This window comes from Bradyrhizobium sp. C9, assembly GCF_002532045.1.
Taxonomy (GTDB): Bacteria; Pseudomonadota; Alphaproteobacteria; order Rhizobiales; family Xanthobacteraceae; genus Bradyrhizobium.
In genome coordinates this window covers 261,762-275,323 of record NZ_NWTG01000008.1, presented here as the reverse complement: position 1 = coordinate 275,323, position 13,562 = coordinate 261,762, and the positions used below count along the sequence as shown (strand labels likewise).

General features: G+C 64.8%; 11 protein-coding genes. All 11 read right to left on the bottom strand.

The window, feature by feature from the left end:
* Positions 1 to 16: 16 nt before the first annotated feature.
* Positions 17 to 1,687: a ribonuclease J gene (locus CO675_RS19950; RefSeq protein ID WP_097673582.1), complete on the bottom strand. Its 1,671-nt coding sequence runs from the start codon at positions 1,685 to 1,687 to the stop codon at positions 17 to 19.
* Positions 1,687 to 2,493, bottom strand: coding sequence for a biotin--[acetyl-CoA-carboxylase] ligase (locus CO675_RS19945; protein ID WP_097673581.1), 807 nt, complete (start codon positions 2,491 to 2,493; stop codon positions 1,687 to 1,689). Before CO675_RS19945 ends, CO675_RS19950 begins: the two co-directional genes overlap by 1 nt.
* A 61-nt stretch (positions 2,494 to 2,554) precedes the next feature.
* Complete coding sequence (nuoN, locus tag CO675_RS19940) at positions 2,555 to 3,991, bottom strand: NADH-quinone oxidoreductase subunit NuoN (protein WP_097673580.1); 1,437 nt, start codon at positions 3,989 to 3,991, stop codon at positions 2,555 to 2,557.
* A 10-nt stretch (positions 3,992 to 4,001) separates the two neighbouring features.
* A complete protein-coding gene (locus CO675_RS19935; RefSeq protein ID WP_097673579.1) occupies positions 4,002 to 5,516 on the bottom strand; it encodes an NADH-quinone oxidoreductase subunit M in 1,515 nt (504 codons plus the stop codon).
* A complete protein-coding gene (nuoL, locus tag CO675_RS19930) occupies positions 5,517 to 7,604 on the bottom strand; it encodes an NADH-quinone oxidoreductase subunit L (RefSeq protein ID WP_097673578.1) in 2,088 nt (695 codons plus the stop codon).
* 8 nt (positions 7,605 to 7,612) lie between these two features.
* Positions 7,613 to 7,921 (bottom strand): NADH-quinone oxidoreductase subunit NuoK, encoded by a 309-nt coding sequence (gene nuoK / locus CO675_RS19925; protein ID WP_027537255.1) that lies wholly within the window; start codon positions 7,919 to 7,921, stop codon positions 7,613 to 7,615.
* Entirely contained in the window at positions 7,918 to 8,556 is a 639-nt protein-coding gene (locus CO675_RS19920) for an NADH-quinone oxidoreductase subunit J (RefSeq protein WP_097673577.1), read from the bottom strand. Before CO675_RS19920 ends, nuoK begins: the two co-directional genes overlap by 4 nt.
* 9 nt (positions 8,557 to 8,565) lie before the next feature.
* Positions 8,566 to 9,060, bottom strand: a complete 495-nt coding sequence (gene nuoI / locus CO675_RS19915) for an NADH-quinone oxidoreductase subunit NuoI (protein ID WP_097673576.1) — start codon at positions 9,058 to 9,060, stop codon at positions 8,566 to 8,568.
* A 7-nt stretch (positions 9,061 to 9,067) separates the two neighbouring features.
* Positions 9,068 to 10,138, bottom strand: a complete 1,071-nt coding sequence (gene nuoH / locus CO675_RS19910; protein ID WP_097673575.1) for an NADH-quinone oxidoreductase subunit NuoH — start codon at positions 10,136 to 10,138, stop codon at positions 9,068 to 9,070.
* 10 nt (positions 10,139 to 10,148) lie between these two features.
* The gene (gene nuoG / locus CO675_RS19905; RefSeq protein ID WP_097673574.1) at positions 10,149 to 12,224 is read right to left on the bottom strand and encodes an NADH-quinone oxidoreductase subunit NuoG; all 2,076 of its coding nucleotides are present in this window, start codon (positions 12,222 to 12,224) and stop codon (positions 10,149 to 10,151) included.
* A gap of 9 nt (positions 12,225 to 12,233) precedes the next feature.
* Entirely contained in the window at positions 12,234 to 13,559 is a 1,326-nt protein-coding gene (nuoF, locus tag CO675_RS19900) for an NADH-quinone oxidoreductase subunit NuoF (RefSeq protein WP_097673573.1), read from the bottom strand.
* Positions 13,560 to 13,562 lie beyond the last annotated feature (3 nt).

The window sequence follows — 13,562 nt, the reverse complement described above, 5'->3', positions numbered from 1 at the left end:
GCCTAGGAGGCGTGTGTCAGACCGTCAGAACGTGCACGATGCAGATCGGCTTCTTGCCCCACTGCTCGTTCAGCGCGGCCCGCACCGCGCGACGCACCGATTCCCCGAGTGCGTCCGGATCGCGGCGCCGCGGCTTGGGCAAGCCCTCGATCGTCGATACCACGACATCGAACACGATGTCGTCGAGCAGCTCGCCCGCGGAATTGTTCTCCGGCATGCCGACCAGATCAACCTCGGGATCGTCGACCATCTCGCCCTGCGCGGTCATGGCGATGGCGACGAAAGCGCAGCCGGCAAAACCCATCCGCCGCCGCTCGACCACGGCGCGCGACTTCGAGTCCTCCAGGATGGTTCCGTCCTTGTAAAGCCGCCCCGACGGCACTTCGCCGACGATGCCGGGATCGCCGGGGCCGAGCTTGACGAGGTCGCCATTACGGCAGGTCAGGACCTGCGGGACACCCGCGGCGCGCGCCAGCTTGGCGTGCTCGGCGAGATGCAGCGCCTCGCCATGCACCGGGATCAAGAGCTGCGGCCGCACCCAGGAGATCATGTCGCGCAGTTCGTCGCGGCGCGGATGGCCGGAGACGTGCACCAGATGCTCGCGGTCGGTGATGATTTCGACACCCTGGGTCACCAGCCCGTTGATGATGCCGCCGACCGCCTTCTCGTTGCCGGGAATGGTGCGGGAGGAAAAGATCACGGTGTCACCCTTGTTCAGGGTCACCTGCGGGTGGTCGTTGTTGGCGATCCGGGCCAGTGCGGCGCGGGGTTCGCCCTGGCTGCCGGTGCACAGCGCCAGCACCTTGTCGGCCGGGAAATGGCCGTAATAGTCGGTGCTGCGGAACTTGTGCGAGCTGTCGAGATAGCCGCATTCGCGCGCCACCTGCACCACGCGCTCCATGGCGCGGCCGACCACGACGACCTCGCGATCGGCGGCGTTGGCGGCGTCCGCCACCGCCCTCACGCGCGCAACATTGGAGGCGAAGGTCGTGACCGCGACCCGGCCCTTGGCCGCCTTGACCAGCTTCTTGATGGTGGCGGCAACCTCGGTCTCCGAGGGCGAGCGCCCGTCGCGCACCGCGTTGGTGGAATCGCCGACCAGCGCCAGCACGCCTTCGTCGCCGAGCTCGCGCAGCCGCCGCTCGTCGGTCGGCAGGCCGATGATCGGGGTCGGATCGATCTTCCAGTCGCCGGTGTGCAGCACGATGCCGACATCGGTCTTGATTGCGAGCGCGTGCGATTCAGGAATCGAATGCGCGACCGGGATGAACTCGACATTGAACGGGCCGATATCGACCCGCCCGCCCGACGGGATCACGGTGATCGGGATTTTGGGCGGATTGCGCTCGGCGGCGCATTTGGCCTCGAACAGCGCCGCACTGAACTGGGTCGCGTAGATCTTGCAGCCGAGCTTCGGCCAAAGATCGATGATCGCGCCGAAATGGTCCTCATGGGCGTGCGTCAGCACGAGACCCATCAGATTGTTGCGCTCCTTCTCCAGGAAGCGCACATCGGGCATGATCAGGTCGATGCCCGGCAGATGCTCCTCGTCGCCGAAGGAGACGCCGAGGTCGACCGCGAGGAATGACCGCTGGTGGCGGTTGCCGAGCCCATAGATCGACAAATTCATGCCGATCTCGCCGACGCCGCCGAGCGGTGCAAAGGTAAGCTCGTCAGGTCGCGCCATCACACCGCCCTCTTTGAGGCTGCGCTGCCGAAATAGACCTCGCCCGCCGCAACCGGGACACGCCTGCCCTCGGCCGTACACACGATCAGGCAACCGGTCTCGTCGATGGTCTCGAAGATGCCCTCGATGGTGGCCGTGCCCGTGTCGATCGCGACCTCGCCGCCAAGCCCGGCCGCGCGCTCGAGCCAGCGCCGGCGGATCTCGGCAAAGCCGCGGCCGTTGTCCCAGATACCGCGAAACTCGACCCAGGCGTCGGACAGCGCCGCGAACAGCTCTTCCGCGCTGATCTGGACGCCGAGTTCGGCGAGCGACACCGCAGGCGTCGGCGTGCCCTCGGGCGAGGCGACGACATTGGTGCCGATCCCGACAACGACAGCGAGGCGATCGCCGACGGCTTCGGCCTCCATATTGATGCCGACCAGCTTCGCGCCACCCGCGAGCACGTCGTTCGGCCACTTCAGCGCATATCTCGGCCGGTCAGGACCGAGACGAAGGGCCGCCTCGACACTGACTTTCTCCAGGGCGGCGGCCTCCGACAGCCCCGCGACAAAGCCGAGCGTCGCGGCAACCGCCGGCGGAACGTCCATCAATTCGAAAATGCTGCTGGCAAGGTTGCCGCGCGGCGCGATCCAGACCCGCTGGCGCCGGCCCCGCCCTGCGGTCTGCTCTGATGTCACGAACCACATCGGCCCCTGCTCGCCGCCACGGGCGCGCAGCATCGCCTCGGCATTGGTCGAGCCGATCTGATCGAAAGCGGCGAGCTTGTAGCCCGCCGCAATGGCCCGGGGTCCGAGCGTGAAGGTCATAGTGAGGTTATGCGCATGATCCGATCCGAAAGCCAGCGTCCTGTTTTCGGGATCATGCGCGTTAGAACAGCGACTTCGCCGCCGCCGTGGCCACGCTCACCAGCGGGCCCGGATAGGCGAAGAAGAAGATGTTGAAGATGCCTGCGACCGCCAGCACGGTGCGCAGCTCGACGCGGACCGAGTCGAGCTTGCCGAGCGGCTGGTCGAAATACATCACCTTGACGATCGACAGATAGTAGAACGCGCCCACCACGCTGGTCAGCACGCCGATCACCGCGAGCGTGAACAGATTGGCCTTGATCGCGGCGACGAACACGTACCATTTGCCGAAGAAGCCGGCGAGCGGCGGCACGCCGGCGAGCGAGAACAGCAGCATCGCGAAGATGAAGGCGATCAGCGGGTTGGTGCGGGACAGACCGGCGAAATCGCTGATCTGCTCCAGCGCGTGGCCGTTGCGCTTCATGGCGAGGATGATGGAGAACGAACCGAGCGTCATCGCGACATAGATCGCGATGTAGATCAGGACGCCCTGCGCACCCTCGACCGTGCCGGAGGCGAGGCCGACCAGCGCGAAGCCCATATGGCCGATCGAGGAATAGGCCATCAGCCGCTTGATGTTGGTCTGGCCGATCGCGGCGAACGAGCCCAGCGCCATCGAGGCGATCGCCACGAACACCAGGATCTGCTGCCACTGGGTGACGATGCCGGGGAATGCGGTCAGCGTCGCGCGGGTGAACACGGCGAGCGCCGCGACCTTTGGGGCCGAGGCGAAGAACGCCGTCACCGGGGTCGGCGCGCCCTCATAGACGTCGGGCGTCCACATGTGGAACGGCACCGCCGAAACCTTGAAGCAGAGACCGGCGAGCAGGAACACCAGGCCGAACACGATGCCGATGCTGCCGGTGGTTGCGGCGGCCGCGATGCCGGCGAAGCTGACGGTGCCGGTGAAGCCATAGATCAGCGAAGCGCCGTAGAGCAGCATGCCCGACGACAGCGCGCCGAGCACGAAATACTTCAGGCCGGCTTCGCTCGACTTGGCATTGTCGCGCTGGCTGGCGGCGACGACGTAGAGCGCAAGGCTCATCAGCTCGAGGCCGAGATAGAGCGAGATCAGGTCGCCGGCCGAGATCAGCACCATCATGCCGAGCGTCGACAGCAGCACCAGGATCGAGAACTCGAAGTTGCGGCTCGACGGCTGCGACAGATACTCGGTCGACAGGATCAGCGTCGCTGCGGATGCGATCAGCGCGAGAACCTTCAGGAAGCGGGCGAAGTCATCGACGATGAAGCTGCCGCCGAAGGTGACAAGCTTGCCGGCCGGCAGCCAGAGCTCCAGCACACCGGTCAGGACCAGCAGACACACCGCGAGCGCGGTGATCAGCCGGGTCGTCCCCTGCCCGCGATAGGCTCCGATCATCAACAGCACCATGGCGCCGACCGCGAGCACCAGCTCCGGCAGCACCGGCTGCAACTGATAACCTGCACTGGAAAAGCTCATGACGACGGCCTTACTGCGTAACCAGCGCGGCTGCCTTCACGGCAGTCACGGCGGTGTTGTAATTGTTGACGAGCTGCTGCACCGAGGCGGCCGACATGTCGAGCACCGGCTTCGGATAGACGCCGAACAGGATGGTCAGCGCGATCAACGGGAACAGCGTCACGCATTCACGGAAGGTCAGATCCTTGATCGACATCAGCGACGGCTTGACCAGCGCGCCGAACACCACCTTGCGGTAGAGCCAGAGCGCGTAGCAGGCCGACAGGATCACGCCCGTGGTGGCGAAGAACGCCGTCGGCAGCGAGATCTTGAAGGTGCCGAGCAAGGTCATGAACTCGCCGACGAAGCCGCTCGTGCCCGGCAGACCGACATTGGCCATGGTGAAGACCATGAAGGTCATCGCATAGAGCGGCATCCGGTTGACGAGGCCGCCATAGGCCGCGATCTCGCGGGTATGCATGCGGTCGTAGACGATGCCGACGCAGAGGAACAGCGCGCCGGAGACGATGCCGTGCGAGACCATCTGGAACATGCCGCCGGCGACGCCCTGCGTGGTCACCGCGAAGATGCCCATGGTGACGAAGCCCATATGCGCGACCGACGAGTACGCGATCAGCTTCTTCATGTCCTCCTGCATCATCGCCACCAGCGAGGTGTAGATGATGGCGATGACCGACAGCGTGAACACGAACGGCGCGAAGTCGTGCGAGGCCAGCGGGAACATCGGCAGCGAGAAGCGCAGGAAGCCGTAGCCGCCCATCTTCAGCAGGATCGCGGCCAGGATCACCGAGCCTGCCGTCGGCGCCTCGACGTGCGCGTCAGGCAGCCAGGTGTGCACCGGCCACATCGGCATCTTCACCGCGAACGAGGCGAAGAAGGCCAGCCACGCCCAGGTCTGCATCGAGCGCGGCACCGCGGTGTGCATCAAGGTCGGGATGTCGGTGGTGCCAGCGTTCCAGTACAGCGCCATGATGGCGAGCAGCATCAAGACCGAGCCGAGGAAGGTGTAGAGGAAGAACTTGAACGAGGCGTAGACCCGGCGCGGGCCGCCCCAGACGCCGATGATCAGGAACATCGGGATCAGGCCGCCCTCGAAGAACAGATAGAACAGCACGAGGTCGAGCGCCGAGAAGGTACCGACCATCAGCGTTTCCAGGATCAGGAACGCCATCATGTATTCGCTGACGCGCTGCGTCACCGACTTCCAGCTCGCGATGATGCAGAGCGGCATGATCGCGGTGGTCAGGATGATCAGCGGCAGCGAGATGCCGTCGATGCCCATGTGATAGGTGATGCCCGTCGCGAGCCAGGACGTCTTCTCGACGAACTGGAAGTCGGACTGCGCGGGATCGAAACGCGCGACCAGGATCAGCGACACCGCGAAGGTGATCAGCGTGGTCCACAGCGCGATCCAGCGCGCCGTGCGGCTCGCGGTCTCGTCGCCGCCCCGCGCCAGCAGGTAGACCAGGATCGCGCCGACCGCCGGCAGGAAGGTCGTTACGGAAAGGATGGGCCAGGTTGTCATTTACTGGCCTCCCAAGCCGAACATGAACCAGGTGATCAATCCGGCGGCCCCGATCAGCATCGCGAACGCGTAGTGATAGAGGTAGCCGGTCTGCAATTTCACGACGTTGCGGGTGACGTCGAGCACGCGGGCCGAGACGCCGTCCGGACCGAAGCCGTCGATGACGAAGCCGTCGCCCTTCTTCCACAGCGTGTAGCCGAGCCACTTCGCCGGGCGCACGAAGATCCAGTCGTACAGCTCGTCGAAGTACCATTTGTTGAGCAGGAACTGGTACAGCATTGGCTGCTGGTTCGCGAGCTCGACCGGCAGATACGGCCTGCGGATGTAGAACAGGTACGAGACGAACAGGCCGAGCGCCATCATCACGGTGGGCAACGGCACCAGCCAGCCCGGCATGTGCTCCATGTCCTCGAGGATGTGCGGGTTCATCTTGACGGATTCGCGGAAGAACTCCTCGACACCGTGCGGACTTGTAAACAGCTCCACGAACGGGAAGCCGGCAAGGATCGAGCCTGCCGCGAGCACACCGATCGGCACCAGCATCCACATCGGGCTCTCATGCGCCGCCTCGTAATGCTTCTGGTCGTGCGGCTCGCCGAAGAACGTCTTCCAGATCAGGCGCCAGGAGTAGAACGAGGTCAAGCCGGCCGCCACGACGGTCAGCAGGTAGGCATAGGTCGCGAATGGATTATGCGCCGCATAGGCCGCCTCGATGATCTTGTCCTTCGAGAAGTAGCCGGCAAACAGCGGAAAGCCGGTCAGCGCCAGCGTACCGATCGCCATCACCGCGAAGGTGTACGGGATCTTGCGCCACAGGCCACCCATATTGCGGATGTCCTGCTCGTGGTGCATCGCGTAGATCACCGAGCCGGAGCCCAGGAACAGCAGCGCCTTGAAGAAGGCGTGCGTGAACAGGTGGAACATGCCGACCGAATAGGCCCCCGCTCCCATCGCCACGAACATGTAGCCGAGCTGCGAACAGGTCGAATACGCGACGATGCGCTTGATGTCGTTCTGCACCAGGCCGATCGTGGCGGCGAAGAACGCCGTGGTCGCGCCGAAGAACATCACGACCGCCTGCGCGGTTGGCGACAACTCGAACAACGGCGACAGGCGCGCCACCATGAAGACGCCAGCGGTGACCATGGTCGCGGCGTGGATCAGCGCCGACACCGGGGTCGGACCTTCCATCGCGTCCGGCAACCAGGTGTGCAGCAGGAACTGGGCCGATTTGCCCATCGCACCCATGAACAGGAACAGACAGGTCAAGGTCAGCGCATCAGGGTGCCAACCGAAGAAGTCGATGGTCTTGCCGGTGAGGCCAGGCGCGGCATGGAAGATGGTCTCGAAATCGGTCGAGCCGACCAGCGCGAAGATCGCGAAGATGCCGAGCGCGAAGCCGAAGTCGCCGACGCGGTTGACCACGAAGGCCTTGATCGCTGCGGCGTTGGCCGACGGCTTCTGGTACCAGAACCCGATCAGGAGGTAGCTCGCCAGACCGACGCCCTCCCAGCCGAAGAACAGCTGCACGAGATTGTCCGAGGTCACCAGCATCAGCATCGCGAAGGTGAACAGCGAGAGATAGCCGAAGAAGCGCGGCCGGTTCGGGTCCTCATCCATGTAGCCGATGGAATAGAGGTGCACGAGGGCGGACACGGTGTTGACCACGACCAACATCACGGCGGTCAGGGTATCGACCCGCAGCGTCCAGGCCACCTGGAGGTCACCCGAGGTGATCCAGGGCAGCAGCACGACGCGCGCATCATGGTGCATGAAGCCGACATCGACCAGCGTGAACCAGGACAGCGCCGCCGACACGAACAAGAGGCCCGTTGTGATCAACTCGGCAAGCCGCGAGCCCGCCGCCGCCGGCTCGGAGACATGGTGGTCGTCATGGCCATGATCATCATGGCCGTGGTCGTCGTGGGCCGCCGACGCATGAGCGTCGGAAGCATGGGCGTCGCCATGCGCATCGTCGTGGTGGTCGACAGCGTCGCCGCTCGGGCAGCGTGCGTGCGCGCCGACCAGCGAGATGATGCCTGCGAGGATAGCGCCCAGCAGCGGCAGGAATACGATTGCCTGTATCATTTGCCGGACTAGCCCTTCATCAGATTGACGTCTTCAACCGCGATCGAACCGCGGTTGCGGAAATACACCACCAGCACGGCAAGGCCGATCGCGGCCTCGGCTGCCGCCACCGTCAGCACCAACAGCGCGAACACCTGGCCGACGATGTCGCCGAGGAAGGTCGAGAACGCCACCAAATTGATGTTGACCGAGAGCAGGATCAGCTCGATCGACATCAGAATGACGATGATGTTCTTGCGGTTGAGGAAGATGCCGAGGATCCCGAGCGTGAACAGGATCGCGCCGACCGCCAGATAGTGCCCTAGCCCGATCGTCATTTCACCCACTCCGCCGCGTCGGCATCCTGCAGGCCCTGCCCCGACGCCACCTTGCGCATCGCCATCGCCATTTCCGGCGTGCGCGCGTTCTGCACGTTGATGTTCTGCCGCTTGACGTTGGCCTTGTGGCGCAGCGTCAGCACGATGGCGCCGATCATCGCGACCAGCAGCACCATGCCGGCGAGCTGGAAGTAATGGATGTACTTCGTATAGAGCACGAGGCCGAGCGCCTCGGTGTTGCTGATACTGGTCGGGATCGCCGCCGTGATCGTCTTGGTGACCTGCGGGTTGATCACCCAGGCGCCGACCACCAGCAGCAGCTCGAACAGGAAGATGCCGCCGATCACGATGCCTACGGGCAGATACTGCATGAAGCCCTCGCGCAGTTCGACGAAGTCGACGTCGAGCATCATGATCACGAACAGGAACAGCACCGCGACGGCGCCGACATAGACGACGATCAGCATCATCCCGAGGAACTCGGCGCCCATCAGGATGAACAGGCCCGAGGCGTTGACGAAGGCCAGGATCAGGTACAGCACGGAGTGCACGGGATTGCGCGAGACAATCACCATGACCGCCGAGGCCACGCAGGCCGCGGCAAACAGATAGAAGAACAGCGCCGGAAGGATCATGCCCTCACCTCACCGGTACGGCGCGTCGAGCGCGATCGACTTCGCAATCTCGCGCTCCCAGCGGTCGCCATTGGCGAGCAGCTTCGCCTTGTCATAGTAGAGTTCCTCGCGGGTCTCGGTCGCGAATTCGAAATTCGGTCCCTCGACGATGGCGTCGACCGGGCATGCTTCCTGGCACAGCCCGCAATAGATGCACTTCACCATGTCGATGTCGTAGCGCACCGTGCGGCGGGTGCCGTCGTTGCGGCGCGGGCCGGCCTCGATCGTGATCGCCTGCGCCGGGCAGATCGCCTCGCACAGCTTGCAGGCGATGCAGCGTTCCTCGCCGTTCGGATAGCGGCGCAGCGCGTGCTCACCACGGAAACGCGGCGAGATCGGGCCCTTCTCGAAGGGATAATTCAGCGTCGGCTTCGGCTTGAAGAAATAGCGCATGGCGAGAACGAACGCCGAGACGAATTCCGAGAGCAGAAGCGAGCGGGCTGTTGCGTTGACGTTGACACTCATGACGGCCTCACTTCGGAGCGATGCCGGCGAACTGCAGCACACCGGCCACGATCACCACCATCGCCAGCGACAGCGGCAGGAACACCTTCCAGCCGAGCCGCATCAGTTGATCGTAGCGGTAGCGCGGCACGATCGCCTTCGCCATCGCGAACATGAAGAACATGAAGAACACCTTGAGGGCGAACCAGACGATGCCTGGAATCCAGGTGAACGGCGGCAAATCGACCGGCGGCAGCCAGCCACCAAGGAACAGGATCGACGCCAGCGCGCACATCGTGGTGATCGCGACATACTCGCCGAGCATGAACAGGAGATACGGCGTCGAGCCGTATTCGGTCATGAAGCCGGCGACCAGTTCCGATTCCGCTTCGACCAGGTCGAACGGCGGACGGTTGGTTTCCGCCAGCGCCGAGACGTAGAACACCACGAACATCGGAAACAGCGGCCACACATACCAATTCAGGATGGTGAGCTGCGGCAGGCCGATCAGGTGCGCGAGCCCACGCGAGTTCTGCGCCTCGACCACCGCCGACAGGTTCAGCGAGCCCACGCAGAGCAGCACGGTGATGATGACGAAGCCGATCGAGACTTCATAGGACACCATCTGCGCCGCCGAGCGCAGCGCGGCCAAGAACGGGTACTTCGAGTTCGACGACCAGCCGGCCATGATGACGCCGTAGATCGACAGCGACGAGATCGCGAAGATGTAGAGGATGCCGACGTTGATGTCGGAGATCACCCAGCCGAGATTGAACGGGATCACGGCCCAGGCGGCCAGCGCCAGGATACACGAGACCAGCGGCGCCAGCAGGAACACGCCCTTGTTGGAGCCGGACGGAATCACCGGCTCCTTCAGCACGAACTTCAGCAGGTCGGCGAAGGATTGCAGCAATCCGAACGGGCCGACCACGTTGGGGCCGCGGCGGATCTGTACCGCCGCCCAGATCTTGCGGTCGGCGAGCAGGATGTAGGCAATCGCGATCAGCAGCACGACGAGCAGCAACAGGCTTTCCGCGACCATGATGATCAGCGGCCAGAGGAAGCCGGTCCAGAACGCGCTTGCGAAGAATTCAGCCATCAGGTCACGCTCACTCCGCTGCCGTCAGCATTCGGCCCGACGCCAGCCGCGAGCATTCCGCCATCACGGCAGAGGCCCGCGCGATCGGGTTGGTCAGATAGAAATCCTCGACAGTCGGCTTGAATGCCGCCTTGTCGACGCTGCCGCCCTTGCCGGCCAGCGCCTTGACGTCGTCGGCCTTGCCGACCTCGATCTGGTCGAGCCGCATCAGATGCGGCGTGGTCTTGAACATCGCCTGGCGCAGCGCCTGCAGCGAGTCGAACGGCAGCTTCTTGCCGAGCACGTCGGACAGCGCGCGGATGATCGCCCAGTCCTCACGGGCTTCACCCGGCGGGAACGCCGCACGGTTGGCGATCTGCGCCCGGCCCTCGGTGTTGACGTAGATGCCGGACTTCTCGGTATAGGCAGCGCCCGGCAGGATGACGTCGGCACGATGCGCGCCCTGGTCGCCATGGGTGCCGATATAGACCACGAAGGTGCCATCCGGCGCCTTGATCTCGTCGGCGCCGAGCAGGAACAGCACGTCGAGGGTGCCGAAGGTCGTCATCTGCGCCGTGGTCAGGCCACCGGCCGCCGGCGAGAAACCGATATCGAGCGCGCCGGCGCGCGAGGCGGTGTCCTGCAGCACGGCGAAGCCGTTCCAGCCGTCCTTCAGCGCACCGACATCCACGGCGAGCTTGGCCGCCTGCGCCAGCACCGCCGCGCCGTCATGCCTGGTGTAGGCGCCGGCGCCGACCAGGACGATCGGGTTCTTGGCGTTCTTCAGCACGTCGGCAAAGGAATGCTTGCCCGCCACGAGATCGGCGAGCGTGTCGGTACCTGCGCCGAGATAGTCGTGGTCGTAGGTAAAATCGGCCTTGGCGCCGATCATGCCGACCTTGAGCCCGCCGGTGCGCCAGCGCTTGCGGATCCGCGCGTTCAGCACCGCGGCTTCCTTGCGCGGGTGCGAGCCGATGATCAGGATCGCGTCGGCCTGGTCGATGCCGGCAATGGTCGGGTTGAAGATGTAGGAGCCGCGGCCTGCCTTGGCGTCGAACGCGTCGCCGCCCTGCACCGCCAGATTGACCGAGCCGTACTTCGCGAGCAGCTCCTTCAGCGCATACATTTCATCGACCGCAGCGAGATCGCCCGCGATCGCGCCGATCCGCTTGCCGTCGATGCGGCCGGCCTTGGCGGCGATGGCCGCGAAGGCCTCCTGCCAGGTCGCAGGCTTGAGCTGGCCGTTCTCGCGCACATAGGGACGGTCGAGGCGCTGGGTGCGCAGGCCGTCGACGACGTGGCGGGTCTTGTCGGAAATCCACTCCTCGTTCACCACCTCGTTGATGCGCGGCAGGATGCGCATCACCTCGCGGCCGCGGGTGTCGACCCGGATCGCAGATCCAACGCCGTCCATGACGTCGACCGACTGCGTCTTGCCGAGCTCCCAGGGGCGCGCCGCGAAGGCATAGGGCTTCGAGGTCAGCGCACCGACCGGGCAGATATCGACGAGATTGCCCTGCAGCTCCGAGCTCAGCGCCTGCTCGAGATAGGTGGTGATCTCCATGTCCTCGCCGCGCCCGGTCGCGCCCATTTCCGGCGCGCCGCAGACTTCGGCGGAAAAGCGGACGCAACGCGTGCACTGGATGCAGCGGTTCATCGAGGTCTTGACCAGCGCGCCGAGATACTTGTCCTCGACCGCACGCTTGTTCTCGGCGAAACGGCTGGTGTCGACGCCGTAGCCCATCGCCTGGTCCTGCAGATCACACTCGCCGCCCTGATCGCAGATCGGGCAGTCCAGCGGATGGTTGATCAGCAGGAATTCCATTACGCCTTCGCGCGCCTTCTTGACCATCGGCGAACGGGTCGAGATCTCCGGCGGCTCACCCTTCGGGCCCGGACGGCAGTCGCGCACGGCCCAGGCGCAGCTCGCGACCGGCTTCGGGCCGCCCTTCACCTCGACCAGGCACATCCGGCAATTGCCGGCGATCGACAACCGCTCGTGATAGCAGAAGCGCGGAATCTCGGCGCCTGCCGCCTCGCACGCCTGCAACAGCGTGTACTCCGGCGGCACATCGATCTCTTTGCCATCGACGATGATCTTGCTCATGTCTCTTCTCTACTCCGCCGCGACCATATGGACGGGATCACGAACGCCCTGATCGTCGAGATCGGCCTTGTGCGAATACTGATCGATGCGCTCTTCGATCTCGTGACGGAAATGCGCAATCAGACCCTGGATCGGCCACGCTGCTGCGTCGCCGAGCGCGCAGATGGTGTGCCCCTCGACCTGCTTGGTGACCTCGAGCAGCATGTCGATCTCGCGCTTGTGGGCGCGGCCGTCGGCCATGCGGGTCAAGACGCGCCACATCCAGCCGGTGCCCTCGCGGCACGGCGTGCACTGGCCGCAGCTCTCATGCTTGTAGAAATACGAGATGCGGGCGATCGCCCGGATCAAGTCGGTCGACTTGTCCATCACGATTACGGCCGCGGTGCCGAGGCCCGAGCGCAGCTTGCTCAGGCTGTCGAAATCCATCGGCGTGTCGATAATCTGGTCGGCCGGCACCATGCGCACCGACGATCCGCCGGGGATCACCGCCTTCAGGTTGTCCCAGCCGCCGCGAATGCCGCCGCAATGCTTCTCGATCAGCTCGCGGAACGGAATCCCCATCGCCTCTTCGACGTTGCAGGGCCGCTCGACGTGACCGGAGATGCAGAACAGCTTGGTGCCGACATTGTTCGGACGGCCGATGGCGGCGAACCAGGCGGCGCCGCGGCGCAGGATGTCGGGCGCAACCGCGATCGACTCGACATTGTTGACGGTGGTCGGGCAGCCATACAGACCGACATTGGCCGGGAACGGCGGCTTCAGCCGCGGCTGGCCCTTCTTGCCCTCGAGGCTCTCGAGCAGCGCGGTCTCCTCGCCGCAGATATAGGCGCCGGCGCCGTGTGCGACATAGATGTCGAACGGCCAGCCGTTGATGTTGTCCTTGCCGACCAGCTTGGCCTCATAGGCCTGGTCGATCGCCGCCTGAAGGCGCTCGCGCTCGCGGATGAACTCGCCGCGGATATAGACGTAGCAGGCATGCGCGCCCATCGCGAAGCTTGCAAGCAGGCAGCCTTCGACCAGGAGATGCGGATCGTGCCGCATGATCTCGCGGTCCTTGCAGGTGCCGGGCTCCGACTCGTCGGCGTTGACGACGAGATAGCTCGGACGGCCGTCCTTGGATTCCTTCGGCATGAAGGACCACTTCATGCCGGTCGGGAAGCCCGCACCGCCGCGGCCGCGCAAGCCCGAGGCCTTCATCTCGTTGATGATCCAGTCGCGGCCCTTGTCGATGATCCCCTTGGTGCCATCCCAGGCGCCCCTGCGGCGCGCGCCCTCGAGGCCCCAATCATGGAGGCCGTAGAGGTTCTTGAAGATGCGGTCCTTGTCGTCGAGCATGCT

Coding starts and splice junctions, on each gene's coding strand:
- CO675_RS19950 (WP_097673582.1), bottom strand. CDS start 1,687: ATGGCGCGACCTGACGAGCTTACCTTTGCACCGCTCGGCGGCGTCGGC.
- CO675_RS19945 (WP_097673581.1), bottom strand. CDS start 2,493: ATGACCTTCACGCTCGGACCCCGGGCCATTGCGGCGGGCTACAAGCTC.
- nuoN (WP_097673580.1), bottom strand. CDS start 3,991: ATGAGCTTTTCCAGTGCAGGTTATCAGTTGCAGCCGGTGCTGCCGGAG.
- CO675_RS19935 (WP_097673579.1), bottom strand. CDS start 5,516: ATGACAACCTGGCCCATCCTTTCCGTAACGACCTTCCTGCCGGCGGTC.
- nuoL (WP_097673578.1), bottom strand. CDS start 7,604: ATGATACAGGCAATCGTATTCCTGCCGCTGCTGGGCGCTATCCTCGCA.
- nuoK (WP_027537255.1), bottom strand. CDS start 7,921: ATGACGATCGGGCTAGGGCACTATCTGGCGGTCGGCGCGATCCTGTTC.
- CO675_RS19920 (WP_097673577.1), bottom strand. CDS start 8,556: ATGATCCTTCCGGCGCTGTTCTTCTATCTGTTTGCCGCGGCCTGCGTG.
- nuoI (WP_097673576.1), bottom strand. CDS start 9,060: ATGAGTGTCAACGTCAACGCAACAGCCCGCTCGCTTCTGCTCTCGGAA.
- nuoH (WP_097673575.1), bottom strand. CDS start 10,138: ATGGCTGAATTCTTCGCAAGCGCGTTCTGGACCGGCTTCCTCTGGCCG.
- nuoG (WP_097673574.1), bottom strand. CDS start 12,224: ATGAGCAAGATCATCGTCGATGGCAAAGAGATCGATGTGCCGCCGGAG.
- nuoF (WP_097673573.1), bottom strand. CDS start 13,559: ATGCTCGACGACAAGGACCGCATCTTCAAGAACCTCTACGGCCTCCAT.